General features: G+C 71.8%; 21 protein-coding genes and 1 tRNA gene. 14 read left to right on the plus strand and 8 right to left on the minus strand.

The window, feature by feature from the left end:
• Window positions 1-131: 131 nt before the first annotated feature.
• Window positions 132-989, plus strand: coding sequence for a PSP1 domain-containing protein (locus tag MXD59_RS00800; RefSeq protein ID WP_372511864.1), 858 nt, complete (start codon window positions 132-134; stop codon window positions 987-989).
• A 33-nt stretch (window positions 990-1,022) separates the two neighbouring features.
• On the opposite strand, the gene MXD59_RS00805 is transcribed toward MXD59_RS00800, so the two are convergent.
• Entirely contained in the window at window positions 1,023-1,757 is a 735-nt protein-coding gene (locus tag MXD59_RS00805; protein ID WP_163548077.1) for a response regulator transcription factor, read from the minus strand.
• A gap of 300 nt (window positions 1,758-2,057) precedes the next feature.
• Here MXD59_RS00805 and MXD59_RS00810 point away from each other — a divergent pair.
• Window positions 2,058-2,129: transfer RNA gene (locus MXD59_RS00810), tRNA-Thr, on the plus strand.
• Window positions 2,130-2,369: 240 nt separating this feature from the next.
• Here the strand turns inward: MXD59_RS00810 and MXD59_RS00815 are convergent.
• A complete protein-coding gene (locus tag MXD59_RS00815) occupies window positions 2,370-2,903 on the minus strand; it encodes an inorganic diphosphatase (RefSeq protein WP_308222670.1) in 534 nt (177 codons plus the stop codon).
• Window positions 2,904-3,478: 575 nt separating this feature from the next.
• Here MXD59_RS00815 and dacB point away from each other — a divergent pair.
• The 5 genes from dacB (at window position 3,479) to folE (ending at window position 11,301) form a co-directional block, all read left to right on the plus strand.
• On the plus strand, window positions 3,479-4,900 hold the full coding sequence (dacB, locus tag MXD59_RS00820) for a D-alanyl-D-alanine carboxypeptidase/D-alanyl-D-alanine endopeptidase (RefSeq protein WP_248823014.1): 1,422 nt from the start codon (window positions 3,479-3,481) through the stop codon (window positions 4,898-4,900).
• A gap of 104 nt (window positions 4,901-5,004) precedes the next feature.
• On the plus strand, window positions 5,005-6,123 hold the full coding sequence (locus MXD59_RS00825; RefSeq protein WP_248823015.1) for an Rv3626c family coenzyme F420 biosynthesis-associated protein: 1,119 nt from the start codon (window positions 5,005-5,007) through the stop codon (window positions 6,121-6,123).
• A 220-nt stretch (window positions 6,124-6,343) separates the two neighbouring features.
• Window positions 6,344-8,164, plus strand: a complete 1,821-nt coding sequence (gene hpt, locus MXD59_RS00830) for a hypoxanthine phosphoribosyltransferase (protein WP_248823223.1) — start codon at window positions 6,344-6,346, stop codon at window positions 8,162-8,164.
• A gap of 216 nt (window positions 8,165-8,380) precedes the next feature.
• Window positions 8,381-10,567 (plus strand): ATP-dependent zinc metalloprotease FtsH, encoded by a 2,187-nt coding sequence (gene ftsH / locus MXD59_RS00835; RefSeq protein WP_248823016.1) that lies wholly within the window; start codon window positions 8,381-8,383, stop codon window positions 10,565-10,567.
• Complete coding sequence (folE, locus tag MXD59_RS00840; protein WP_248823017.1) at window positions 10,567-11,301, plus strand: GTP cyclohydrolase I FolE; 735 nt, start codon at window positions 10,567-10,569, stop codon at window positions 11,299-11,301. The genes ftsH and folE overlap by 1 nt, the downstream gene beginning before the upstream one ends.
• A 105-nt stretch (window positions 11,302-11,406) precedes the next feature.
• Here folE and hisG read toward each other — a convergent pair whose 3' ends face one another.
• Both hisG and MXD59_RS00850 read right to left on the minus strand, forming a co-directional pair.
• A complete protein-coding gene (gene hisG, locus MXD59_RS00845; protein ID WP_248811298.1) occupies window positions 11,407-12,255 on the minus strand; it encodes an ATP phosphoribosyltransferase in 849 nt (282 codons plus the stop codon).
• A 40-nt stretch (window positions 12,256-12,295) separates the two neighbouring features.
• Window positions 12,296-12,670 carry a phosphoribosyl-ATP diphosphatase gene (locus MXD59_RS00850; RefSeq protein ID WP_163549418.1) on the minus strand — a complete coding sequence of 125 codons (375 nt, stop codon included), beginning with the start codon at window positions 12,668-12,670 and terminating at the stop codon, window positions 12,296-12,298.
• 77 nt (window positions 12,671-12,747) lie between these two features.
• On the opposite strand from MXD59_RS00850, the gene MXD59_RS00855 reads away from it, so the two are divergent.
• The 3 genes from MXD59_RS00855 to MXD59_RS00865 all read left to right on the plus strand — a co-directional run bounded on the left by MXD59_RS00855 (window position 12,748) and on the right by MXD59_RS00865 (window position 16,871).
• Window positions 12,748-13,554: a Cof-type HAD-IIB family hydrolase gene (locus MXD59_RS00855; protein ID WP_248811296.1), complete on the plus strand. Its 807-nt coding sequence runs from the start codon at window positions 12,748-12,750 to the stop codon at window positions 13,552-13,554.
• Window positions 13,555-13,887: 333 nt separating this feature from the next.
• Window positions 13,888-15,462, plus strand: a complete 1,575-nt coding sequence (locus MXD59_RS00860; RefSeq protein WP_248823018.1) for a TldD/PmbA family protein — start codon at window positions 13,888-13,890, stop codon at window positions 15,460-15,462.
• Complete coding sequence (locus tag MXD59_RS00865; protein WP_248823019.1) at window positions 15,459-16,871, plus strand: metallopeptidase TldD-related protein; 1,413 nt, start codon at window positions 15,459-15,461, stop codon at window positions 16,869-16,871. The genes MXD59_RS00860 and MXD59_RS00865 overlap by 4 nt, the downstream gene beginning before the upstream one ends.
• A 36-nt stretch (window positions 16,872-16,907) precedes the next feature.
• Here MXD59_RS00865 and MXD59_RS00870 read toward each other — a convergent pair whose 3' ends face one another.
• The 3 genes from MXD59_RS00870 to MXD59_RS00880 all read right to left on the minus strand — a co-directional run bounded on the left by MXD59_RS00870 (window position 16,908) and on the right by MXD59_RS00880 (window position 19,320).
• Window positions 16,908-17,495, minus strand: a complete 588-nt coding sequence (locus MXD59_RS00870; RefSeq protein ID WP_248823020.1) for a bacterial proteasome activator family protein — start codon at window positions 17,493-17,495, stop codon at window positions 16,908-16,910.
• Between the two features lie 102 nt (window positions 17,496-17,597).
• A complete protein-coding gene (locus tag MXD59_RS00875) occupies window positions 17,598-18,593 on the minus strand; it encodes an NAD(P)H-quinone oxidoreductase (protein ID WP_248823021.1) in 996 nt (331 codons plus the stop codon).
• 85 nt (window positions 18,594-18,678) lie between these two features.
• Window positions 18,679-19,320, minus strand: a complete 642-nt coding sequence (locus MXD59_RS00880) for a nitroreductase family protein (RefSeq protein ID WP_248823022.1) — start codon at window positions 19,318-19,320, stop codon at window positions 18,679-18,681.
• A gap of 835 nt (window positions 19,321-20,155) precedes the next feature.
• On the opposite strand from MXD59_RS00880, the gene MXD59_RS00885 reads away from it, so the two are divergent.
• The 4 genes from MXD59_RS00885 to MXD59_RS00900 all read left to right on the plus strand — a co-directional run bounded on the left by MXD59_RS00885 (window position 20,156) and on the right by MXD59_RS00900 (window position 23,618).
• Window positions 20,156-21,142 carry a SigE family RNA polymerase sigma factor gene (locus MXD59_RS00885; RefSeq protein ID WP_248823023.1) on the plus strand — a complete coding sequence of 329 codons (987 nt, stop codon included), beginning with the start codon at window positions 20,156-20,158 and terminating at the stop codon, window positions 21,140-21,142.
• A gap of 6 nt (window positions 21,143-21,148) precedes the next feature.
• Complete coding sequence (locus MXD59_RS00890) at window positions 21,149-22,420, plus strand: hypothetical protein (RefSeq protein ID WP_248823024.1); 1,272 nt, start codon at window positions 21,149-21,151, stop codon at window positions 22,418-22,420.
• Window positions 22,421-22,725: 305 nt separating this feature from the next.
• The gene (locus MXD59_RS00895) at window positions 22,726-23,250 is read left to right on the plus strand and encodes a hypothetical protein (RefSeq protein WP_248823025.1); all 525 of its coding nucleotides are present in this window, start codon (window positions 22,726-22,728) and stop codon (window positions 23,248-23,250) included.
• A complete protein-coding gene (locus MXD59_RS00900) occupies window positions 23,247-23,618 on the plus strand; it encodes a DUF3817 domain-containing protein (protein ID WP_248811287.1) in 372 nt (123 codons plus the stop codon). Before MXD59_RS00895 ends, MXD59_RS00900 begins: the two co-directional genes overlap by 4 nt.
• Window positions 23,619-23,670: 52 nt before the next feature.
• Here MXD59_RS00900 and MXD59_RS00905 read toward each other — a convergent pair whose 3' ends face one another.
• Window positions 23,671-24,273 carry a hypothetical protein gene (locus MXD59_RS00905; protein ID WP_248823026.1) on the minus strand — a complete coding sequence of 201 codons (603 nt, stop codon included), beginning with the start codon at window positions 24,271-24,273 and terminating at the stop codon, window positions 23,671-23,673.
• Between the last annotated feature and the right edge of the window lie 57 nt (window positions 24,274-24,330).

A 24,330-nucleotide genomic window follows, 5' to 3' on the forward strand; every position in this document is an offset into this window, starting at 1 on the left:
GTCGGACCCGCTGACCGTCGGACCTCGGGCGGGCGGAGCGAACCGGCGCCGGGCCGGCGAATCCGGCCTATTGTGATCGGATGGCCGGCCCAACATCCTTATCGCAGGTCAGGTGACGGCGGATGCCGATGATGTGCGCGGTGGCGTTCTCACCCCGGGGCAGGCTGTACTACGCCGACCCGGGCAGCCTCTCGCCTCGCGTCGGCGACCGGGTCCTGGTACCCACCGAGGCCGGCGACGAGGTCGCCACCTGCGTGTGGGCCGCCCAGTGGGTATCGCAGGACATCGGCGAACTGCCGGTGCTGCGCGGGCTCGCCGGTCCGGACGACCTGCACCAGGCGGACACGTCCCGGCGTCGGCGGGCGCGGGCCCGGGTGGCCGCCCGGCGTCTCGCCCGCGACCACGATCTGCACATGAAGATCGTGGGTGTCGATCACGTGTCGGCGACCGGCGGTTACACGATCTACTTCACCGCGGAAGGCCGCGTGGACTTCCGCGCGCTGGTCCGTGACCTCAACCGGACGCTCGCCGCCCGGGTGCGCCTGGAACAGCTCTCCGCCCGCGACAGCGCCCGCATCCAGGGTGGTATCGGCTCGTGCGGGCGCGACCTGTGCTGCGCGACGTTCCTGACCGATTTCGAACCGGTCAGCCTGCGCATGGCCCGCACGCAGAACCTCGCGCTCAACCCGATGCGGATCACCGGTGCGTGCGGCCGGCTGATGTGCTGTCTGCGCTACGAGCATCCGCTGTACGAGGAGTTCACCCGGGCGGTGCCCGCCGTCGGCGAGCGGGCCTGCACCCCGACGGGTGAGGGCCAGGTCGTGCGGCATGACGTGCCCCGTCAGCAGGTGGTGGTCGCCCTGGACGAGGGCGGTCGGGTCGCCTGCGATCGGGCCGCGGTCTGCCCATCCCGGCAGGCACACGACGCCGCCCACCCGCCCACGGGACGGGCTGACGCCCGTCCACCCACCGGGCCGCGGCACCCGTGACGGCTCATCCCCGCGGCCCCGGCAGCTCCCGGATCACGGGTCGAAGCGGTAGCCCATTCCACGCAGGGTGGTGACCAGTCGACGCTGCGGTGGCCGTCCCTCCACCTTGGTGCGCACCCGGCGGACGTGCTCGGTGACGGTCGCCGGATCCTGGAACCGGGTTCCCCACACCTGTTCGAGCAGTTCCTCCCGGCTGAACACCCGCCGCGGATGGCGGGCGAGGAAGGCCAGCAGTTCGTACTCGCGGGCGGTGAGATCAATGCGCTCGCCGGCGACGGCGACCTCACGGGCCCGCAGATCGATCGACACGTCGCCGTAGACCAGCGGATCGTTGCCATCACCGGCCCGCTGCGGCGGTGGCTCGGCCGGCCGGCGGCGCAGCCGCGCCCGCACCCGGGCGACCAGCTCTCGCAGCGAGTACGGCTTCACCACGTAGTCGTCGGCGCCAAGTTCGAGGCCGACCACCCGGTCGACCTCCTCGGCCCGCCCGGTGAGCATGATCACCGGAACCTCGCTGGTCTGGCGCAGGCGGCTGAGCACCGCGAAGCCATCCATACGTGGCATTGCGACGTCCAGCACCACGAGATCGATCTCCGTGGTCTGGAACAGTCGGAGGGCGGCCTCCCCGTCCGCGGCCTCCAGCACGCGATAGCCGAATCTCTCCAGGCTGCGCGCGAGCGCCACCCGCGATGCCTCATCATCCTCGGCGACGAGGAGAGAAGCTCCTCGCGTCGTCGCTGCAGGCGCAGCGTCCCCAGCCCCGGTCATGGAGCGAAACCCTACGCATCCTCACCGGAACCACTTCGACCGGGGTGGAGATTTGCACCGTTCGACAGGCGAAGAGTGCGAATTTGTAACATTAAGCTAATGAGACTGGTACGCTTCGCAATATGCCGGCCACCATCGGCCACGGTTATGACGTTGCGTGAACGACAGCTTCGCACCTCCCGCGCACCGCACCGACCACGCCGCCGCCCTCATCCCGACCGCGGGCCGTCGAGCACCGTCGGCGCCGGTCGGCCGCGCCGTCTGGCATACTCGAGCACGGTCAGCAGTTCCTGACCGTTCGCCGGAGTAGCTCAGTGGCAGAGCAATCGCCTCGTAAGCGATAGGTCGCGGGTTCAATCCCCGCCTCCGGCTCACACCCGCCCTACCAGCGGTTTCGCCGGGCACCTGCGAGATGGTGCGCTCGCGCCGCTGGCACGGCCAACAACTCTCGATCCGCCGCTTCGGTGCGACCGCGCACGAAGGCGACCCACCCCGCACAGTCCAGGCCAAGGCCAGATCAGGGCTGCCCGTCCGACGACGATGGGACGCCTCCCCAGGCGGCTGACCGGACAAGGGCCAGCGTGTGAGGAGGCGCCGCCGCGCCGGGACCGCTCAGGCGGACTTCGGTTCGGCTCCCTGGTCGTGCGATCCGGCCTCCTCGGACTCACGCAACCGCGTGATCGAGAGCAGGATCTCCTTCTCGGCGTCGCCGCGGTCCACCCAGGACGCGCCTTCGACCGACTTACCGGGCTCGAGGTCCTTGTAGACCTCGAAGAAGTGCTGGATCTCCAGCCGGTCGAACTCCGGCAGGTCACGCAGATCGCGCAGGTGTTCCTGCCGGACATCACCGACCGGAACGCACAGGACCTTGTCGTCCGGGCCCTTCTCGTCGGTCATCTCGAACATGCCGATGGTCCGGCACCGCACCAGGCACCCCGGGAAGGTCGGCTCCTCCAGCAGGACGAGCGCGTCCAACGGGTCGCCGTCCCGCCCGAGTGTCCCCTCGATGAAGCCGTAGTCCGAGGGGTAGTGGGTGGAGGTGAACAACATCCGGTCCAGCCGGATGCGCCCGGTGTGGTGATCCATCTCGTACTTGTTGCGCTGCCCCTTGGGGATCTCGATGGTCACATCGAACTCGAGGTCCACTCCGCTCCCTGTCTCCTTCATGATCGGGCACGTCCGGACCCTTCCGGACGGCGCACGCGTGTGCACTGCCTTGCGCCGGCCCACGGCGGCTTGCCGGGCAGCCGGTCGACACCGGTCGGGCATCGCGGGCGATGACCGCAGCCCACCCAGTCTCCCGGAAGCCACCGCCCACCCGAACCACACGGTCAGCATCACCACAGCTGCACCGGTCGTTCCTCGGTCCACTGTCATGATGCGACGACACGCCGACACCAACGACGATGAGGACGGCGGTTGGACCCGGACCACAGGCCGGTGCATCGGGCACCCGCCGACGGCCCGCTCCCGGGGGCGGACTACCACCTCACCCCATACGGTGACCTCGCGCCATACGGTGACACAGCGACCGGGCATCCGCCACTGCGGACGTCACGGCGCACTCCGCACGCCCCCGATCGAGCCGGACGCGTCCCCGCCCACCGGCCCGCACCAGCCCGCATCCGCGTGCACCCGGGCGTGTCCGGGCGGGCGACCCATCGCTCACCCTCCCGGGCAGTCGGCGGGTCGGGCCCGGGCCGATTGCGTAGTGTTCAGCTGTGACGTCAGCCGCGTCCGCCGCTCGGGTCGGGGGGCTCACCGCGATCGCTGGAGCCCTGCTCGCGGGCTCGCTGGGCGGCGCCCCCACCGCCGGCTCCGCCGCGCCACCAGGAGCCGGGCCGGGGCGCCCCGGTGTCGCCGCGCTCGCCGGGCTCGACCCGGCCGCGCCCGGTGCCGATCCCGCGGCCGTCGCCGCCCGGCTCGGTCCGAGCCTGAGCGATCCGCTGCTGGCGGGGCCGGCCGCCTACGTCGTCGACGCGCTGACCGGCCGGGTGCTCCTGGACGTGCGCGGCCAGGAACCGGCCATGCCGGCGTCCACCCTCAAGACGGCGGTGGCCACCGCCGCGCTCGCGACCTTCCCCGACACCCGGCTGCGCACCACGGTGCTCTACAGCCCGCCGACCGGCGGCGCGCCGACAGCCCCGGGCGGCACGTTGTGGCTCGTCGGCGGCGGCGATCCGACGCTGACGGCGGCACCGACGATCGGTCCCGGCGTCTATCCGGCGCCCGCCCGGCTCGCCGATCTGGTCACCCAGGTCCGGGCGGCGGGCATCACGTCCGTCGCCCGGCTCCTCGGGGACGCGTCGCTGTTCACCGGCCCGGACCGGGCGCCCGGCTGGCGCGACAACTACGTGACCGACGGCGACGTCGAGCCGGTGTCCGCCCTCACCGTCGACGCCGGCCGGGCCGCGCCCGGTGCGACCGGGCCGCGTTCCCCGCAGCCCGCCGCCACGGCGACGACGGTGTTCGCGGGAGCGCTGGCCGCGGCGGGCATCCAGGTCGCCTCGATGGGTCTGGGGACCGCCGATCCGACGGCCCGTCGGATCGCCACGGTGGACAGTCCCCCGGTGCGGCTGCTCGTCGAGAAGATGCTCGCCGAATCGGACAACGACCTGGCCGAAAGCCTCGGCCGGCTGCTCGCCCGCCACCGGGGTCTGCCGGCGTCGTTCGACGGCGCGACGCGGGCCGTCACGACCACCCTCGCCGAACTGGGCATCCCCGGCACCGGCACCGCCATCTCGGACGTGAGTGGTCTGTCGACCAACGACCGGGTTCCACCGGCCACCCTGGTGACCCTGCTGCGCCTGGGCGCGCGCAGCACCGATCGTCCGGCGTTGCGCTCGTTGCTGACCGGGCTGCCCGTCGCCGGTTTCTCCGGCACCCTGGCCGACCGGTACGCCACCCCCGACAGCGCCGCCGGGGCGGGCCAGGTCCGGGCCAAGACCGGCACTCTGCGCAATGTCACCGGTATCGCCGGTGACGTCGTCGACGCCGACGGTCGCCTGCTGCTGTTCGCGTTCCTGTCGCCGGCCGAGGAGGCCAGTACGACCAAGGCCGCGCTCGACCGGGTCACCTCGGCCCTGGCCGGCTGCGGCTGCCGCCCGGCGCCGGCCACCGTCAGCAACCCACCGGTGCGCTAGCCGCGTCCCACGGGGCGGCCGGAACCGCCCATGAGGCGGGCTTCGTGGGACGGGCTGACCCGACGCGGCGGCAGACCATGGGCGGGCCCGGTACGCTCGTTTTCGTGGACGCCGAGCTGGTCGACTGGGAACTCGCCGTGACGACGGCGAAGAAGCTGGTCCGCCCCGGCCCGCAGATCACCCGGGAGCAGGCCGCCGACGTGGTCGCCGAACTGCGGCGCCTCGCCGTCGAGGCCGAGCGCCATGTGGAGGACTACACCCATCTGTCGCCGGTGGGCGCGGTCACCCCGATCAACGTCGTCGACCGGCCCGAATGGGTGCGATCCAACGTCGCCGGCCTGCGGGTGCTCACCACCCCGCTGCTGGCGAAGCTCTCCGAGCAGGAGCGGGGCCGGTTCTCCGCGGCCGTCGGGCGTCGGGTCACCGGCGTCCAGCTGGGCACGGCCCTGGCCTACCTGGCCGGCAAGGTGCTCGGGCAGTTCGAGGTGTTCCTCCCCCCGGAGGAGTACCTGGCCGACGGGCTCGTCGGTGCCGACGGGGTGTCCACGGCCACCGGTCGACTCAGCCTGGTCGCGCCGAACATCGCGCACGCCGAGGCGACGATGGGTGTCGTCCCGCGGGACTTCCGGATGTGGGTCTGCCTGCACGAACAGACCCATCGCACCCAGTTCACGGCGGTCCCCTGGCTGCGCGGCCACCTGGAGTCCGAGATCTCGGCGTTCATCCAGGCCACCGATCTGGACCCGGACGTCCTGGCCGACCGGGTGCGCTCGGCCGTGACAGCCGTGCGCGGCGCCGTGTTCGACCGTGGGCCCGACAGCCCCAGCGTCGTCGAGGCGTTGCAGACCCCCGCGCAGCGCGCCGTGCTCGATCGGCTCCAGGCCCTGATGACCCTGCTCGAGGGGCACGCCGACCAGGTGATGGACGCGGTGGGGCCGCGGGTCGTGCCGACCGTGGCCGACATCCGCTCGCGGTTCGAGGGCCGTCGTGACGGCGGTTCACCGATCGACCGCTTCGTCCGCCGCCTGCTCGGCCTGGACCTCAAGATGCAGCAGTACCGCCAGGGTGGCGCCTTCGTGCGGGCCGTCGTCTCGGAGGCCGGGGTGGGTGGCTTCAACGTCGTCTGGGAGTCCCCGACGACCCTGCCGACCCGGGCGGAGCTCACCGATCCGACCGCATGGATGCAACGCGTCCTGGGCAGTCGCCCGTCCATCTCGGCGTGAGCCGGTCGGTCCGCGTGCACCTGGGTGCCGGTGGCAGTGCCAACCGGTGGTGTCGGTGACCGCTGCCCTCGCCGACGGCGACCCGCCAGGGCCGGTGCCCTTCTCGGCGCCGGTACCCGGCGAGCGGACGACCGACCCGCGGCACCCGGGTCCGGGCGGTCGCACCACGCGAGGGCCCGATCCGGCGGTCGCCGCGGTGCGCCTCGCGGTACGGGCAGCCATGGATGATCTTGAACCTGGCGCGCTGGTGCTCGCCGCCTGCTCCGGCGGACCCGACTCCTGGGCGCTGGCGGCCGCACTCGCGTTCGTCGCACCACGCCGGGCGCTGCGGGCCGGTCTGCTGATCGTCGACCATGGTTGGGACGCCGGGTCCGCGACCCGGGCCGAACAGGTCGCCGCCCGCGGGCGCGACCTGGGCCTTCGTCCGGCCGAGGTGCTGGTCGCGCACACCGCGCGCTCCGAGGGGCTGGCCCGGGACGCCCGCCGCGTGGCACTGCTCGACGCGGCGGCCCGGCTCGGCGCCGGCGCCGTCCTGCTCGGGCACACCCTCGACGACCAGGCCGAGACTGTCCTGCTGCGGCTGGCCCGGGGCGCCGGTGCCCGCTCGCTCGGGGGGATGCGGCCGCGGCTGGGGCTGCTGCGGCGCCCGCTGCTCGGGCTGCGCCGGGCCGACACCCGAGCCGCCTGTCAGGCACTCGGCCTGGCCTTCTGGGATGATCCGAGCAACGCCGAGCGTGCTTTCGCCCGGGCCCGGGTCCGCCACAGTGTGCTGCCGCTGCTGGAGGCCGAACTCGGCCCCGGCATCACCGAATCCCTGGCCCGCGGCGCCGACCTGCTCCGGGCCGACGCGGACGCGTTGGACTCCGCCGCCGCGGCGGTCTACGCCACGCTCGCCAGCCACGGCGCCGACGAGAACCAGGCCCGTCACGACCGACCCCATCCGGACCAGGCCGGTCAGGTCGGCGGGACCGGGCGTGGTCAGGTCACCTTCACGGTCGCGGCGCTGGCCGCGCTGCCCACGGCGATCCGTGGTCGGTTGCTGCGCCGGGCCGCGCTCGAGGTCGGGACGTCGGCGTCGGCGCTACGCGCCGAACACGTCTGGGCGGTGGAGGATCTCGTCACCCGCTGGCGCGGCCAGAAGCCGGTGCCGCTGCCCACCGGTGCGCTCGCCCGCCGCTGGGACGACCGGATCACCCTGACCGGCCCGCGGGTTCCCGCACCCGCGCCGACGGGGTGGAGCTCGGCGGCGGCGGGATGGCCCTCGGCGGCGGGATGGCCCTCGGCGGCGGACCCGCACCCGCCGGGGAACCAGCACCTGCCGGGCACCCCGGACCTGTCAGGAGACCCGGACCTGTCAGCAGACCAGGAGCCGGCGTACCCGGAGGAGGACGATCCTGTGAGTCAGGTCGCGACAACAACCGCCGAGGGCGGACATCCCGAGAACGGACATTCCGGGAACCGACATCCCGGGAGTGGACGTTCCGGGAGCGGACATCCCGATATCGACGAGGTGCTGGTGTCCTCGTCCGAGATAGCGGCGAAGATCGCGGAACTGGCGGCGCGGGTCGACGCCGACTACGCCGGACGGGAGATCCTGCTCGTCGGGGTGCTCAAGGGCGCCGTGATGGTCATGGCCGACCTGTCCCGGGCGCTGCACGTCCCGTTGACGATGGAGTTCATGGCGGTCTCGTCCTACGGGTCCTCGACGTCGTCCTCCGGCGTGGTGCGCATCCTCAAGGATCTGGACCGCTCGATCGAGGGCCGGGACGTCCTCGTCGTCGAGGACATCATCGACTCCGGGCTGACCCTGTCCTGGTTGCTGAAGAACCTGCGGTCGCGGGGGCCGGCCTCGTTGGAGGTGCTGGCGTTGTTCCGCAAGCCCGAGGCGATCACCGTCGACGTGGACGTGCGCTACGTCGGTTTCGACATTCCCAGCGCCTTTGTCGTCGGGTATGGACTCGATTACTCCGAGTACTATCGGACGCTGCCGTTTGTGGGCACCCTGACTCCCGCGGCCATCGAACGCGGCGCGCCGAGCTGACCGGACCACCCGACCGCGACGCCACCCCGAAACCACCGTGGCGTCACTCACAACGACCATCCCGTCACTCGGAACAGCGCCGGCCGCCGATCCGTTGGTCGGATGTGCGCGCGGTGAGACACGCGCACCGGCGGTACCCTCGGCACAAGGGAATCCCGATCGAGGGCAGTACACACGTCAGGAGGGCGGAGCGCTCGTGTCCGGTGCTCCAGACAGATGACTCCAAGAAGAATCTTCCGCGGCTGGGTACCACTGCTGCTCCTGGTCCTGTTCGTGATCATCCTCACGACCGGTGTCCTGTCGGGCCCCAGTGAGTACGGCAAGCGCGACCTGAACTTCGTCCAGCAGCAGATCGACGACGGCCAGGTCACGAAGGCCAAGCTCCAGGACTCCAAACAGCTCATCCAGATCACCACGAAGGACGGCAAGAAGTACGAGTCGTCCTACGTCAGTGAGCAGGGCGTCAACCTCGCCAACGAACTGCGCAACAAGCGGGTCGCCTACGACGTGTCGGTCGACCGCGGGAACATCTTGGTCTCGCTGCTGCTCAACCTCCTGCCTGTCCTGCTCGTGGTCCTGCTGCTGTTCTTCTTCATGAACCAGATGCAGGGCGGCGGCAACCGGGTCATGAACTTCGGCAAGTCCAAGGCCAAGCTGGTCAGCAAGGACACGCCGAAGACGACCTTCTCCGACGTCGCCGGCGCGGACGAGGCCATCGAGGAGCTGCAGGAGATCAAGGAGTTCCTGGAGAACCCGGGCAAGTTCCAGGCCATCGGCGCGAAGATCCCCAAGGGTGTTCTGCTCTACGGCCCGCCCGGCACCGGTAAGACGCTGCTCGCCCGAGCGGTCGCCGGTGAGGCCGGGGTGCCGTTCTACTCGATCTCCGGGTCCGACTTCGTCGAGATGTTCGTCGGCGTCGGTGCGAGCCGGGTCCGTGACCTGTTCGAACAGGCCAAGGCCAACGCCCCGGCGATCATCTTCGTCGACGAGATCGATGCCGTCGGCCGGCACCGCGGGGCGGGTCTCGGCGGCGGGCACGACGAGCGCGAGCAGACCCTCAACCAGCTGCTCGTCGAGATGGACGGGTTCGACGTCAAGGGTGGGGTCATCCTCATCGCGGCGACGAACCGCCCGGACATCCTCGACCCCGCGCTGCTGCGGCCTGGCCGGTTCGACCGCCAGATCGTCGTCGACCGGCCGGACCTGCTCGGGCGCACCGCGATCCTGCGGGTGCACGCCAAGGGCAAGCCGATCGGGCCGGACGCCGACATGACCGTCATCGCCCGGCGCACGCCTGGCTTCACCGGTGCGGATCTCGCCAACGTGCTGAACGAGGCGGCGCTGCTCGCCGCCCGGTCCAACCTGAAGTTCATCTCCTCGGCGCTGCTCGAGGAGTCGATCGACCGGGTGATGGCCGGGCCGGAGCGCAAGACCCGCGCGATGAGCGACAAGGAGAAGAAGCGCATCGCCTACCACGAGGGCGGGCATGCCCTCGTCGCGCACGCGCTGCCGAACTCCGACCCGGTTCACAAGGTCACGATCCTGCCGCGCGGTCGGGCACTGGGTTACACCATGCAGCTGCCGCTGGAGGACAAGTACCTCTCGACCCGGTCGGAGATGCTCGACCGGCTCGCCGTCCTGCTCGGCGGGCGCACGGCCGAGGAACTCGTCTTCCACGACCCGACCACCGGGGCCAGCGACGACATCGAGAAGGCCACCCAGATCTCCCGGGCGATGATCACCCAGTACGGGATGAGTGACCGGCTCGGGGCGATCAAGTTCGGCACCGAGAACAGCGAGGTGTTCCTCGGCAAGGAGGTCGGGCATCAGCGCGACTACTCCGAGGATGTCGCCAGCGAGATCGACGTCGAGGTGCGCCGGCTCATCGAGGCCGCCCACGACGAGGCCTGGGAGGTCCTGGTCACCTACCGGGATGTTCTGGACAACCTGGTGCTGCGCCTGATGGACATCGAGACCCTGAGCAAGGACCAGGTCGAAGAGATCTTCGCCACGGTGCAGAAGCGCCCCGTGCGCGGCATCTACACCGGTGTCGGTCGGCGAATTCCGTCCGACCGGCCGCCGGTGCAGACCCCGGCCGAGCTGGGTCTCGTTCCCAGCAGCGTGGCGGACCTGGTCAAGGACCCGAGCCCTGCTACCGGTGGCCCCGGTCCCGGTGGTGCCGAGCACGGTGGTCCGGGTTACGGCGGCAACGGCGGCGGCAACGGCGGTCCGGGTTACGGTGGGAATGGCGGGAATGGCGGGCCCGGGGGTCACGGTTATCCTCAGGGTCCCCTCGGTCCGCCCCCCGCCGGTGACGGTTCCGCTCCGGAGGGGCAGCCGCGGATCGCGAACCCCTGGGCTCCGCCGAGTTGGCCGAGCGACGATGAGAGGAGACGTCGCTGATGACGTCAGACTCCACCAACGGGCTGGCCTCGGTCGACGCCGAAGTGCTCGACCCGCTCCCGACGGCCTCCGGAAGCGCGGTGACGCCCGGGAGCATCGTGGCGGGCGAGCCCACCGCCACGCAGGTGCGGGATCGGGGCCGGCCCCGCCAGGTCCGCCCCTTCGACCATGACCGGGTGGCCCGAGCGGTGCGCGAGCTGCTCATCGGCATCGGTGAGGACCCGGACCGTGAGGGCCTGCGCAAGACGCCGGACCGCGTGGCCAGGGCCTACCGGGAGGCGGTGGAGGGCCTCGGTCGCGAACCGGCCGAGGTGCTCACAACCGTCTTCGACGAGGGCCATGACGAGATGGTGCTCGTGCGCGACATCGACTTCTCGTCGCTGTGTGAGCATCATCTGGTCGTCTTCTCCGGGAAGGCGCACGTCGCCTACATCCCGAACAACCGGGGCCAGATCACCGGCCTGTCGAAGCTGGCCCGCCTGGTCGATCTCTACGCCCGGCGCCCGCAGGTACAGGAGCGGCTGACCTCGCAGATCGCCGACGCCCTGGTCGACGTCCTCGAACCCCGCGGGGTGATGGTCGTCGTCGAGGCGGAGCACCTGTGCATGTCGATGCGCGGTGTACGCAAGCCCGGCGCGACCACGGTCACCTCGGCCGTGCGCGGTCAGTTCCTCAGCACCGCCACCCGCAGCGAGGGCATGTCCCTCATCCTGCGGGGTGGCGGCCGGCACTAGGCACAACAGGCACCAGGCACAACAGGCGAGCCGGCGGCGTGGGCGGGAGAACACCTTCCCCGCCGCCGGCTCACCGCCCGCGGAGCGCGGGCTGGCAGCCGTGTGTCACAGGCGGCAGGCCTGGATGCCGGAGACCAGGATGCCGCGGGCGCCCAGATCCCACAGGTTGTCCATCGTGCGGTTCACATCGGCGCGCAGCACCATCGCCCGGACGGCGACCCACTCCTCCCGCTGCAACGGGGAGATCGTCGGCGACTCGTAGCCCGGAGTGATCTCACAGGCCTTCTCCAGCACCGCGGTCGGCACGTCGTAGTCCATCATCACGTACCGGCGGGCGACGAGAACGCCCTGCACCCGACGCAGCAGCCGCTCATGGGCCGCCGAGAGCGTCGACCCGCGCTTGACGATGACGATCGCCTCTGAGCGCAGCACCGGCTCGCCCAGCAGCTCCAGCCCGGCGGCCCGCAGCGTGCGCCCGGTCTCCACCACATCGGCCACCGCGTCGGCCACCCCGAGGCGCACAGCGGTCTCCACCGCGCCGTCCAACGTGACGATGGCCGCCGGGGTGATGCCCCTGCCGGCGAGATCGGCCCGTACGAGCGCCGGGAACGACGTGGCGATCCGCTTGCCCTGCAGATGGTCCGCGTCCGGATACTCGCCCTCGGGGGCGGCGTAGTGGAAGGTCGCGTGCGCGTAGCCGAGCGGGAGCAGCTCCTCCGCGGCGGCGTTGCTGTCCAGCAGGAGGTCGCGGCCGGTGATGCCGAGATCGAGCCGCCCGGACCCGACGTAGACAGCGATGTCACGCGGGCGCAGGAAGAAGAACTCGATGTCGTTCTCGGCGTCGAGGACCACGAGCTCCGCGGCCTCGCGCCGGGCCTCATAGCCGGCGTCAGCCAGGAGCTGGCTGGAGGCCGCGGACAGCGACCCCTTGTTGGGCACCGCGATACGAAGCATGGCCACTACTCAGTGTCTGTAGGAATGCACCGGGAGATGTTCACAGGTGGGAGTATACGTCGTCGAGGGAAAGACCCAGGGAAATCATCATCAGCTGACTCCAGTAGAGCAGCTGGGAGATCTCCTCGGCGGCTCGCTCCCGGCCTTCGTGCTCGGCTGCCATCCAGGCTTCCGCGGCCTCCTCGACCAGTTTCTTACCCAGATGGTGAACGCCTCGGTCGAGCGCGGCGACCGTACTCGAACCGGACTCCCGTCGCTGCCATTTACCGGCGACCTCGACAAAGAGTTCGTCAAATGTTTTTCCGCGTGATGCGTGCGATGTTCCGGCGGTCGCCGCGGCGGGGGCGCTGTCGCCCACCGCGGACCGGTCGACGGACGCGGACGGCGACGAGCCGGGCCGATCGGCAGGAACCATGACCGGCATGCTACCTGCGCCCGCCCGCGTCAATCCGTCTCGTCGGGCCCGCGGCCGGCGCGAATGCTGTTGACTGGATGACTGTGTCCCCGCCCGCCCTTGTCGCCACCGACCTCGACGGAACCCTGATTCACAGCGACGGGTCCGTCTCGGCGCGCACCCGCGCGGCGCTGCGGCGGGTGCGTCACCACGGCGCCACCGTCGTGTTCGTGACCGGGCGTCCGAGCCGCGTGATGGCGAACATCGCCACCCAGGCCGCGGTCGGCGGCCTGGCGATCTGCGCCAACGGCGCCCTGGTTTTCGATCTTGATGCGGGTGTCACCGTCAGTCAGCGCCAGCTGGCCGTCGCCACCGCGCTGCGGCTCGCGCACGGCATCCGGGCCGCGGTGCCCGACGCGTCCTTCGCGGTGGAAAGCGGCGGGAGGTTCGGCCGGGAGGCGGCCTTCGAGACGATGTGGCCCGATCCCGAGGAGCTGGTCAGCGCCTACCCCGAGCTGCTGACCGCGCTACCGGCGACGAAGTTGCTGGTCCGCAGGGCCGGCGGACTGCCCTTCACCGAGGTCTACGAGGCGATTCTCGCCCTGGCCGGCACGGAGGCGGTGGTCACCACGTCCTGCACGGACCTGCTGGAGATCGCCGGAGCCGGGGTGTCCAAAGCGGTGGCGCTGGCGGAGCTGGCAGCCCGACATGGGCTGTCCGCCGCGGACGTGATCGCTTTCGGTGACATGCCCAACGATCTGCCGATGTTCGCCTGGGCCGGGCACGCGGTGGCGGTCGCCAACGCCCATCCGGACGTCCTGGCCGCCGCCGACGAGATCACCGCGTCCAACGACGAGGACGGCGTGGCGCTCGTCCTGGAACGGCTGTATCCGGCCGACGGGTGAACCCGCGCCTTCTCACCGGCCGCCGGAAGTCCGGGAACGAGAAGTCGAGGCCTGTTTCCACTGCATCAACCAGGTCGCCAGAACAGCTGGAATATCCTGCTTTTCAAAAGAATTCACGACCGACCCACCGGACGCCCGCCGGAAAGCACGAGGAAATGTCGCCATCACCAGCCGGCGGACCCCGGACGACCCTGCGGCCGGCACCGTCGCGACATCACGGTGGTGTCGCGACGACACAGCGGCGTCACGGCGGCGGAGCTACCGCGACACGGCGGCGGAGCCGCGGCGGCGGGTGGCGGCACGGCGGCCTCCGGCGGGGGCCAGGATAGGCGTATGGCGACACCCGTCCACCCCGACCCGCACCCGCCCGGTGGAGCACCGGCGCACGAGATCGACGCCGAGTTCCTCGCGCTCCCGCGGGCCGCGCTCACCGATGCGGCCCTGCAGACCGCGCGGGATCTGGGCGTCACACACGCGGACATCCGCATCGAACGGCTGCGGGAGTCGGCGTTGTCCTTCCGCGACGCCTCCCTGGAAAGCCGACACGAGGGCGCCACCGTCGGGCTCGCCGTACGGGTCGTGCACGAGGGCGCCTGGGGCTTCGCCGCCGGGGTCGACCTCACCACCGACGAGGCGGTGCGGCTGGCCCGCGAGGCCGTCGCCATGGCGAAGGTCGCGGCACCGTTGAACTCCGAGCCGGTGGAACTCGCCGAGGAGCCGGTGCACCCGCGGGCGAGCTGGGTGTCGGCCTACACGGCGGACCCGTTCGCCATCGACCCGGGCGAGCGGGTGGAGCGGGTCGGCGGGCTGTGCCGCACGCTGTACGGCGCGTCCGACGTGGACCATGTCGAGGGCCAGTTCGAGGCGGTGCTGGAGAACAAGTACTACGCCGATCTCGCCGGTACCGACACGACCCAGCAGCGGGTGCGGGTGCTGTGCCAGATCGAGGCCATCCGGGTCGATCCGGAGGGCGGATTCGAGTCGATGCGCACCATCGCCCCGCCGGTCGGTCGAGGCTGGGAGTGGATGGTCTCGGGGCCCGCGGCCGGCTGCTGGGACTGGGACGGCGAGATCGAGATCATCCCGGGGCTGCTCGCCGAGAAGGCGAAGGCGTCCTCGGTGGAGCCGGGGCGCTACGACCTGGTGATCGATCCGTCGAACCTGTGGCTGACGATCCACGAGTCGGTCGGCCATGCCACCGAACTCGACCGGGCGCTGGGCTACGAGGCGGCCTACGCCGGCACCTCCTTCGCCACCCTCGACCAGCTCGGGACGCTGCGCTACGGCTCGCCGGCGATGACCGTCACCGGTGACCGCACCACCCCGCATGCTCTGGCCACCATCGGCTACGACGACGAGGGGGTGGCGACCCGGCGTTTCGACATCGTCCGGGCCGGCACGCTGGTCGGCTACCAGCTCGACCGGGCGATGGCCGCCCGTAACACCGCGGCGCTGGGCACCGCGGCGTCCAACGGCTGCTCCTTCGCCGACTCCGCCGGGCATGTGCCACTGCAGCGGATGGCGAACGTGTCGCTGCTGCCGGCGCCCGGCGGGCCGAGCACCGAGGAACTGATCGGTCAGGTCCAGCGCGGTATCTACGTCGTCGGCGACAAGAGCTGGTCGATCGACATGCAGCGGTACAACTTCCAGTTCACCGGCCAGCGCTTCTACGAGATCCGGGACGGGCGGATCGTCGGCCAGCTGCGCGATGTGGCCTACCAGGCGACGACGACCGACTTCTGGGGGTCGCTCGAGGCTGTCGGTGGCCCGCAGACCTACCTGCTCGGTGGGGCGTTCAACTGCGGTAAGGGTCAGCCGGGTCAGGTCGCGGCGGTCAGCCACGGCTGCCCGTCCGCGCTGTTTCGCGGGGTCAACGTCCTCAACACCCGGCGGGAGGCCGGCCGATGAGTCACCCACCCATCCTGGCGGCGCGGGCGGCCCATGAGGTCGTCGAACAGGCGCTGGCGCTGTCCCGGGCCGATGCCTGCGTGGTGATCGCCACCGAGTCGAGCGCGGTGAACCTGCGCTGGGCGAACAACACGCTGACCACCAACGGGGCGAGCCGCGACCGGTCGATCACGGTGATCAGCGTCGTCGGGCGTTCCTTCGGTGTCCGTTCCGCCTCGACCCCCAGTGATCCGGGCGGGCTCGCCGACCTGGTCCGGGCCGCCGAGCAGGCCGCCCACGCGGCCGCCGACGCCGAGGACTACGCCGACCTGCTCTCCCCCGCGAGCACCGCCGCGGCCCCGGCCGCGGACACGTTCACCGAGCCCGCCACCCGCACCGACACCGCCGTGTTCGCCACCTTCGCCCGCGACCTGGCCGAGGCGTTCGGCCGCACCCGCGCGGCCGGCCAGCGCCTGTTCGGTTTCGCCGAGCACCGGATCACGACCACCTGGCTCGGCACGTCCACCGGTCTGCGGCTGCGTCACAGCGAGCCGACCGGCAGCGTCGAGTGGAACGCCAAGAGCGCGGTGGCCGGTGGATCGGTCTGGCACGGCCAGTCGACCCGCGACTTCACCGACGTGGACGTCGCCGCCACCCATGCCCAGCTCACGTCCCGGCTGGCCTGGTGCGAACGTCCGGTGGAGCTGCCCGCCGGACGCTACGAGACGTTGCTGCCGCCGTCGGCGGTGGGCGACCTGATGGTGGGGCTGTACTGGGCGGCGGCTGGACGGGACGCGGCCGAGGGTCGCACCGTGTTCAGCCGGGCCGGCGGCGGGACGAGGCTCGGCGAGTCGATCGGGCCGGCCGGGCTGCGGCTGTCCAGCGATCCGGCGGACCCGGAGCTTGCCACCACCCCGTTCGTGACCGCCACCTCGTCGTCGGCGATGTCGAGTGTGTTCGACAACGGGCTCGCCCTCGGCGCCACCGACTGGATTCGCGATGGCGCGCTCGCCGCGCTCGTCCAGACCCGGGCGTCCGCCCGGCTCGCCGACGGCCCGGCCACGCCGCTGATCGAGAACCTGACCCTGGACGGCGGGGGCACCGCGTCACTCGAGGAGATGATCGCCTCGACCCGCCGCGGCCTGTTGCTGACCAGCCTGTGGTACATCCGCGAGGTCGATCCCGAGCTGCTGCTGCAGACCGGTCTCACCCGCGACGGCGTCTACCTGGTGGAGAACGGCGAGGTCACCGGGGCGGTGAACAACTTCCGGTTCAACGAGTCACCGGTGGACCTGCTGGGTCGCGCCGCCGAGATCGGTGCGACCACCCGCACCCTGCCCCGGGAATGGGCGGACTGGTTCACCCTGACCCGGATGCCGCCGGTGCGGGTGCCGGACTTCAACATGAGCTCGGTCAGCCCGGCCAACTGACCTGACGCCGCGCGGCGCCGCGGGCCGCGGCGCCGCTCAGAGGTAGGCGCCACGGCCGAACGACTCGCCGCCGCCCTGCTCCTGCTGGGGCTGGGCTCCGTCCGGGAGTCCGGCCCCGCTGGGCAGCGCCCGGCGCCGCAGTTCCGCCAGCTGGGCCCGGTCGGCCACCTGCTGGGCCACGAGCATCCCGTGGAACAGGCCCTCCAACCAGCCGACCAGCTGTGCCTGCGCGATCCGCAGCTCCGCGTCGGACGGGACGACGTCGTCCTCGAACGGCGACAGCAGCCGTTCGAGTTCGGCCCGCGGCGCCGGGGCCAGTGCCTCGGACAGCTCACGGATCGAGCTGCGGTGGATCTCGCGCAGCCGCACCCGGCTGGCGTCGTCGAGCGGAGCGACCCGCACCTCCTCCAACAACTGCTTGATCATCGTCCCGATGCGCATCACCTTGTCGGGCTGCGAGACCAGCTCGGACGCGACGTTGGTGTCCGCCGCCGCACCCGCCTCGGCCAGTTCCTGCGCGGTGGTCGCGGGTTCGCCGCGGCGGCCTGCCGCCGACGGCACGGCCTCGTGCAAGGCTCCGTCGGGCCCGACCACCACGACGCGGGGTTCCGGTTGATCCGTCATGGCACCTATCCTGCCCGCTGCGGCGCACCACCGAGCAGCGGTCCCACGCCGGAGGTGACAGCCCCGCCACGTGACGGCGGCACCGTCAGAACGACAGCACCGTCAGGACGACGGCACCGTCAGAACGACCTTGCCGACGTGGCCCAGGTCGGCCAGGAGCTGATGGGCCTCGACCACCTCGGCCAGCGGCAGCACCCGGTCGATCACCGGCCGGATCCCGCCGCTCTCCACCGCCGGCCAGACCTCGGCGCGCACCGCGGCGACGATGGCCGCCTTCTCCCCCGCCGGCCGGGCCCGCAGGGAGGCGGCGTGCACCGCGGCCCGCTTGCCGAGCAGCACCGACAGGTTGAGCTCCCCCTTCACCCCGCCCTGGAGGCCGATGACGACCAGACGCCCGCCGGTCGCCAGCAACGCCACGTTGCGGGGCAGGTAGGCGGCGCCCATGTTGTCGAGGATCACGTCCGCGCCATGCCCGTCGGTGGCCGCGCGGATGACCTCGACGAAGTCCTCGTCCCGGTAGGACACCGCGAGGTGCGCCCCGAGGGCGCGGACCCGCTCGAGCTTCGCGGGACTTCCGGCGGTCGTGGCGACCACGCAGGCGGGACGCAGCGCGCGCACGGCCTGAATGGCGAACGTGCCGATGCCGGACGCCCCACCGTGCACGCAGAACACCTCACCATCGCGCAGCCCGGCGATGCCGAACACCGTCGAGTGCACGGTGGCGGCGACCTCGGGCAGGCCGGCCGCCTCCACCAGGCTCACCCCGGCGGGCACCGGCAGCACCTGGCCGGCCGGCACGGTGACCCGGGTGGCGTACCCGCCACCGCTGAGCAGCGCGCAGACCTCGTCGCCGACCTCGAGACCGACCACCTCCGGTCCCACGGCCGCGACACGCCCCGAGCACTCCAGCCCGAGGATCTCCGACGCTCCGGGCGGCGGCGCGTAGAACCCCTGCCGCTGCAGCAGATCAGCCCGGTTGACGGCGGTGGCGACGACGTCGAGGGTGACCTCGCCCGGTCCCGGCGGTGGCGGATCGGCCACCGTCTGGACGGACATGACCTCGGGGCCGCCGAAGGTGGACATCGTCACCGCACGCATGCACCCACGCTACGACGCCACCCGGCCGCACGCGCCCATCCCGACCTCGCGGCACCAGCCCGCCCACCAGCGGCGCCCGTCCGTCCTACCAGCGGTCCCAGTGCAGGACGGACTCGAGCGGTTCGCGGGCGGCGGGCCGGAAGTCGGTGCCGAGGGTGTGGGCGACGGGCAGCAGCACACCCTGGCTGATGCCCGCCGGGATGCCCAGCAGCCGCGCCACCTCGTCGGCGTAGGCGAGGTGCAGGGTCGTCCAGGCACTGCCAAGGCCACGTGCGCGCAGAGCCAGCGCGAAGCTCCACGCGGCCGGCAGCAGCGACCCCCAGAACGCCGGCTGCGACGCCGCCGGTACCTGGGCCGCGTCACCGGCCAGGCAGCCCAGTACGAGGACAGGCACCCGGTGCATGTTCTCGGCGAGGTAACGCGCGGAGTCGTCGACCCGGTCCTGCACCGCCCGGCGCTGCGGGCTGTGGCCATCGTCGTACGCGCCGCCCCCATCGAGATACGGGAGGGCCGATCGCCGATACAGCTCCCCGATCCCCGCGCGAAGCTCCGGGTCGGTCACGACGATCCAGTGCCAGCCCTGGGCGTTCGAGCCGGACGGTGCCTGGAGGGCGATCCGCAGGCAGTCGCGGATGATCTCCGGGTCCACCGGACGGTCGAAGTCCAGCCGTTTGCGCACACTGCGCGTGGTCGTCAGCAGCTCGTCCGGGGTCAGTGCAGAGGTCACTACCGGTCCTCGATGGGATGCGGAGCCCCGGCCGATCCGGGCGGCTCCTAGACGGGTTCGGGCTCGGGCTCCGCGGGCGCGTCCGGTGCCGGTTCGGTGAACGGCGAGGGCTCATGGGGCGCTGGCGGCAGGTCAGGAGTATCCGGCAACAGCGGGCCCGGATCATCGGGAATCGGCAGATCCGGATCGAGCGGTGGCGGCGGGGAGTCCGGCCGGTGGGGGTGGACACCGGCCACCACCGTTCGGCGCGTGGCCGGCGGACAGGTCGGCAGAAGCAGGCTGGACATAGCACCCGCTGTACCCGGGGTGCCTGGCAGCGGAAACATCGACCCAGCATCGCATGGCGTCGCCGGTTCATCACCCTTACCGAACGGCCCCGCCACGGATGGCGCCGCGCCGCCCACCCGTCCGGGTAGCGACAAACCGGTACGACACACCCAACGGGCTACCCCAGAACAATGACAACCATGCATTCACAACAATTCGCGGTGTTTCGGCGAGAAGTCGGCCCGATACCGACCCCCCTCCCCCGCCGACCGCCGCTTCGCCGCGCTCACATACCTTCCGACCTGCGCTTTTCCGTCCACCGCCCGCAACGGGACGGACGACATCCGGGTTGCATCCCGCGTGAGGTGTTCTGCTCGTATCGCCGTATTAACGAAAGAAGTGCCGAAGCATCCCGGAGCACCACACCTACGAGTGGGTCGGACCGCTAGCGTCAGACCCGCATCACCGTCGACGAAGGTCCCTCTGCAACCTGCAACGGACGACCACAGCATCGGCTGACTGACCGGCTTGGGATGCGCCGGCCAGGCCCAGCCCGGGGAGCGTGCCAGTGGAAGCGGTCGCGGCCGACGACGACGACCCTGGAGATCAGGCGGAGTTCCGGGCCTTCTTCGAGCGCCACCACCGTGAACTGAGCCGGTTCGCGTATCTGCTCAGCGGCGACCACGACGCGGCCGACGACATCACCGCCGACGCCCTCACCGCCGCCTGGACCCGTTGGGACCGGGTCCGCGCGGCCGAGCTTCCACTGGCCTACGTCCGGCGGATCGTCGCGAACCTGGCGGCGGACCGGGTCCGTCGGGTCGTGCGCGAACGCCGAGGCCTGCTCGCTCTTGGTGAACAGACCGAGGGTTACACCCCCGAGCCGGACGTACCCGCAGTCGTGGACCTGCGCAGCGCTCTGATGTCGTTGCCGCCCGGTAAGCGGGCGTGCGTGGTGCTGCGCTATGCCTTCGACCTGTCCGAGGCCGAGACCGCCCGGACGCTGGGCGTCTCTGTCGGGACGGTGAAGAGCCAGACCGCCCGCGGAGTCGCAGACCTGGAACGGCTGCTTCGGGGCAGCCCCGTCGGACCGGCCCCGTCGCCCGGCCTGGAGATCAGGTCGGCGGACGCGCCCAGCCGGGCCTCCGGGCGCGGCTCGACGCCGCGCGGATCCGGTGATCACGTCCCGCCGCGGGCGGGCGGCGGGCGCGGCGGGTCGCTGCGTCCCGGTCGCCGTCGCCCGGGATCGTCCGGTTCCCATTCCGGCTCCGGCTCCGGCTCCGGCCCGTCAGCCTGCGCCGATGATCGAGGGGATCTGATGCCGGACCGGCATGCCGGCCCCGCGCGCCCGGTTCGCCTCGAGCCGGTGTCGCACGCCGCGCCGCACCCGCCCGCCCGGTCCGGAGCGGCCACACGGACCAACGATCCACCACCGAACGGACAACTCCTTCGGGTCGACCTGCCGGACAAGGACGACCACCCCACCGAACGCATTCGTCGACGGCTGCGCCCCGAGGCCCGTAACTGGCCCGGCTGGCGGGTGGGCGAGGCGTAAATGGCCATGGATGGTGAGCGCGGCACGCGCGGCGAGCCAGGCAACCCCTGGCGGAGTGATCTCGGCACCCTGCTGAACGCCGAGATGGAGCGGCATCAGCCGGACTCCGACCGCATCCGAGCGCGGATCGCGGCCTCACTCGGAGCCGCCTTCCCGCCCGGTCCGGCCCCCACCGCCGCACCCCTGGCCCTCGTGGACGGCCCCACCTCGCCCTTCACGCCCTACGGCGAGCTGGAGCACGACCCACCCGTCGAGACCACCGCACCAGTGGCGGGCACGGGGTCAGGCACGAGCACGGGGTCAGGTGTGGAGGCGGCGCCGGGCACGAGCGCGGCGCCGGGTTCGGGGGGGCGTCCGATCCGTGGGACGCACGGGTCCCGCATCCGGGCCGGCCGCGGCGGGCCACTCCGGCAGGGCCGACGTCACGGCCGGATTCTGGTCGGCGCCGCCGTCGCCGGCGTCAGCATGGTTCTGGTCGCGCTGCTCGCCGTCGTCAGCGGTATCCCGGGTACCGGCTCGCCGAATCCGCCGGTGACGACGGTGACCGGCGCACCGCATCCCATCGGATCGCCGTGGGCGACGACCGCCACCACCGAGCCGACCAGCGCGACGACCCCGCTGGCCCAGGACGGCCGGACACCGCCCCCGGCCAGCGCCCCGCCACCAGCCCAGACCGCACCGCGGACCGGCCAGAACGCCCCGGCGGGCAGCGCCGCGAGTGGATCGTCCGATCTCCCCGCGGCGGACACGACTCCCGTCACGCAGGGGCGTTACACGAGCCAGACCGTCCCCTTCCCTGCCGGCAGCCAGGTGCGGCTGCCCACCGACGCCACGGACTGGGTGCTTTTCGGCGACGGCTGGAACGGTGTTCGCACCCGTGCGGCGCTGCCCGTCCCCCGGCTGCTCGCGTTCGCCTCGGGAAGCGCGACCCAGAAGTCGACCTCCGGGTTCACCTGGTTCGGTGGCTTCCCGAACCTGATCGGCAGCGACGACAACGAGCGCCTCGCCGTCCAGGGCAGGGCGACGCTGAGCACCGTCGTCCTGCAGCCCCGCCAGCTGCAGATCTACCTGGGCGCGTCCACCGGCGCGGCGCAGATCACGATCACCTCGCTGGCGGGAACCCACACCTTCACCGTGGACCTGCCCTCACGACAGGTGGACGGCTCATCCGACGCGATGATCACATTGACGCTGCCGGGCGCCATCGGCACGACCACGATCACCATCACCGGCGTGGACGGCGCGGCCTGGACCCTCGCCGCCGCCGTCCTGCGCTGAGGCCACACGGAGCTTGAAAAATCTGAAAATATCCGGCCCGGAGCGACAACCTTCCGACCCCGTTCGGACGACAGAGTAGGTGAACGTCCATCCGGTCCCCGCGCCAGGAGGCCCGGCCGGCGTTCCGGCCGCCTCGTCCGACTAACCCCCCCCAGCCGGGCGGCAGGCCGTAGCACGACACCTGGGCTGGCCGGTCTGGCCAGGATCGGCCAGCCCGCTCACCGCGCCACCGCGCGGCCCCGCCCGAACGTCCCAGTGCACAGGCACCCGCGGGTGGGCACCACCACGATCGCGACGGTGTGGCGATGTCGAGGGGTAGCGTCGAGTCCGTGCGTCGGCTGTTTTTTGCACCCTCATGGATCGCGCGGCATCTGCTCGCGCTGGCTCTGGTCGCCTTGTTCATCCGGATGGGAATCTGGCAGTTCACCAAGGGCGAGTCCGCCCAGGGAACGATGCAGAACCTCTTCTACGGCGTCGAGTGGCCGATCTTCGCCGTCTTCGTCGTCTACTGGTGGTTTCGGATGATCAAAGAGGCGTTGTCGCCGCCGGACCTCGAGGGTCCGCAGTGGGGCGTCGGCGGCCGGATCGCCCCGGAGACACCACACCAGCTCGGCGCGGGCGGCCCCCGGATGCTGACCGCGGGCGGGTCGCTCGTCGCGGATGACGAGGACGAGGAGGTCGCCGCCTACAATCGCTACCTCGCCGCCCTGTACAACCGGGATGCGCAGCAGGACGCGCTGCGGGCGATCACGGCGAGCCAGCCCACGAAGCAGCTCGACCCCGCGGCGCGAACCACCACCCCCCCGCAGATCAACGGAGCCCGCGGATGACGACCAGCCTCTCCCCCTCCCGACCCGCCGCGAGTTCGACGCCGGCCGCCATCCGTGGCGCCCTGCTGCGCTATCGGGTGATCGCCTATGTGGTCGGCGTGGGCCTGATCCTGCTGGTCTGTGTCGGTATGCCCCTGAAGTACGGTGCTGACATCAGCACGGTCGTGGCGATCGTCGGGCCTGTGCACGGCATCCTGTACGTCGTCTACCTCGCCTGCACCTACGACCTGGCCACCCGCTGCCGGCTCCCGCTGGGGCGCGCGGTCCTCGTCATGCTCGCCGGGACGATTCCGTTTCTGTCCTTCGTCGCCGAACGCAAGGTCACCACGTTCGTCCGCCGGCAGCACCTGGCGACCGACCGCACCTGACCACAGCCGCGACCATCCCCGCTCGGCGGCAGGGATCTCAGCGGCAGGGATCTCAGCGGCAGGGTACGGAGTCGCGCACCGGTCGGGCCAGTCCGGACGCCTGCCCGCGGGCTGTCGGGGGCACCGGTCGGCGCAACACCGGCACCGCGATCGTGAGCACCTCGCCCTGGCCGAGCCACCGCGGCCGCCGAAGACCATCGCGGGGTCGCACCGCCGCCCGCACCTGCTCCAGCTCTGTCCCGAAGGCGTAGACCCGGCCGTCCGTCCAGATGATCATCTGGGATCTCGCGCCGGCCGGGCGCGCCAGGACCAGCCGTGACCTGGATGTTTCCCATGCGACCGTGACCGGGGGGTTCGCCGTGCCCCGCAACGCCGTCCGCTGACCGCCTGTGTCACGCGGTTCGCTCCGGCGCAGGACGCGCAGGGCGGGGGACCGCGGCGCGCGGTCGGCGATCAGGACCAGGCCCGCGTCGTCGACGGCCAACGGCGGCGTCGGGTCGGCATCCGACTCGGCGGCCGTGACCGCACCGAAGACCCCGTCCAGATGCACTCCGCGGGCGGCTGGCAAGCCCCGAGCCGAGCTGGCGAGCATCGCGGTCAGGGCCGCCCGCCGCACGTTCACCCCGTCCAGCCGGACCAACCCGCAGACCGTCATCGAGCCCTCCGTCGCTGTGCCCGGCCGCGCTGCCGGCGCCATCCGGCAGCGCGGCCG

It is taken from the genome of Frankia umida (genome assembly GCF_023242945.1).
Lineage (GTDB): Bacteria > Actinomycetota > Actinomycetes > Frankiales > Frankiaceae > Frankia > Frankia umida.

Bases quoted from the DNA above. Each gene is read 5' to 3' on its own strand.
- MXD59_RS00800 (WP_372511864.1), top strand. From the start codon at position 132: ATGTGCGCGGTGGCGTTCTCACCCCGGGGCAGGCTGTACTACGCCGAC.
- MXD59_RS00805 (WP_163548077.1), bottom strand. From the start codon at position 1,757: ATGACCGGGGCTGGGGACGCTGCGCCTGCAGCGACGACGCGAGGAGCT.
- hpt (WP_248823223.1), top strand. From the start codon at position 6,344: ATGGATGATCTTGAACCTGGCGCGCTGGTGCTCGCCGCCTGCTCCGGC.
- ftsH (WP_248823016.1), top strand. From the start codon at position 8,381: ATGACTCCAAGAAGAATCTTCCGCGGCTGGGTACCACTGCTGCTCCTG.
- folE (WP_248823017.1), top strand. From the start codon at position 10,567: ATGACGTCAGACTCCACCAACGGGCTGGCCTCGGTCGACGCCGAAGTG.
- hisG (WP_248811298.1), bottom strand. From the start codon at position 12,255: ATGCTTCGTATCGCGGTGCCCAACAAGGGGTCGCTGTCCGCGGCCTCC.
- MXD59_RS00850 (WP_163549418.1), bottom strand. From the start codon at position 12,670: ATGGTTCCTGCCGATCGGCCCGGCTCGTCGCCGTCCGCGTCCGTCGAC.
- MXD59_RS00855 (WP_248811296.1), top strand. From the start codon at position 12,748: ATGACTGTGTCCCCGCCCGCCCTTGTCGCCACCGACCTCGACGGAACC.
- MXD59_RS00860 (WP_248823018.1), top strand. From the start codon at position 13,888: ATGGCGACACCCGTCCACCCCGACCCGCACCCGCCCGGTGGAGCACCG.
- MXD59_RS00865 (WP_248823019.1), top strand. From the start codon at position 15,459: ATGAGTCACCCACCCATCCTGGCGGCGCGGGCGGCCCATGAGGTCGTC.
- MXD59_RS00870 (WP_248823020.1), bottom strand. From the start codon at position 17,495: ATGACGGATCAACCGGAACCCCGCGTCGTGGTGGTCGGGCCCGACGGA.
- MXD59_RS00875 (WP_248823021.1), bottom strand. From the start codon at position 18,593: ATGCGTGCGGTGACGATGTCCACCTTCGGCGGCCCCGAGGTCATGTCC.
- MXD59_RS00890 (WP_248823024.1), top strand. From the start codon at position 21,149: ATGGATGGTGAGCGCGGCACGCGCGGCGAGCCAGGCAACCCCTGGCGG.
- MXD59_RS00895 (WP_248823025.1), top strand. From the start codon at position 22,726: ATGTCGAGGGGTAGCGTCGAGTCCGTGCGTCGGCTGTTTTTTGCACCC.
- MXD59_RS00900 (WP_248811287.1), top strand. From the start codon at position 23,247: ATGACGACCAGCCTCTCCCCCTCCCGACCCGCCGCGAGTTCGACGCCG.
- MXD59_RS00905 (WP_248823026.1), bottom strand. From the start codon at position 24,273: ATGACGGTCTGCGGGTTGGTCCGGCTGGACGGGGTGAACGTGCGGCGG.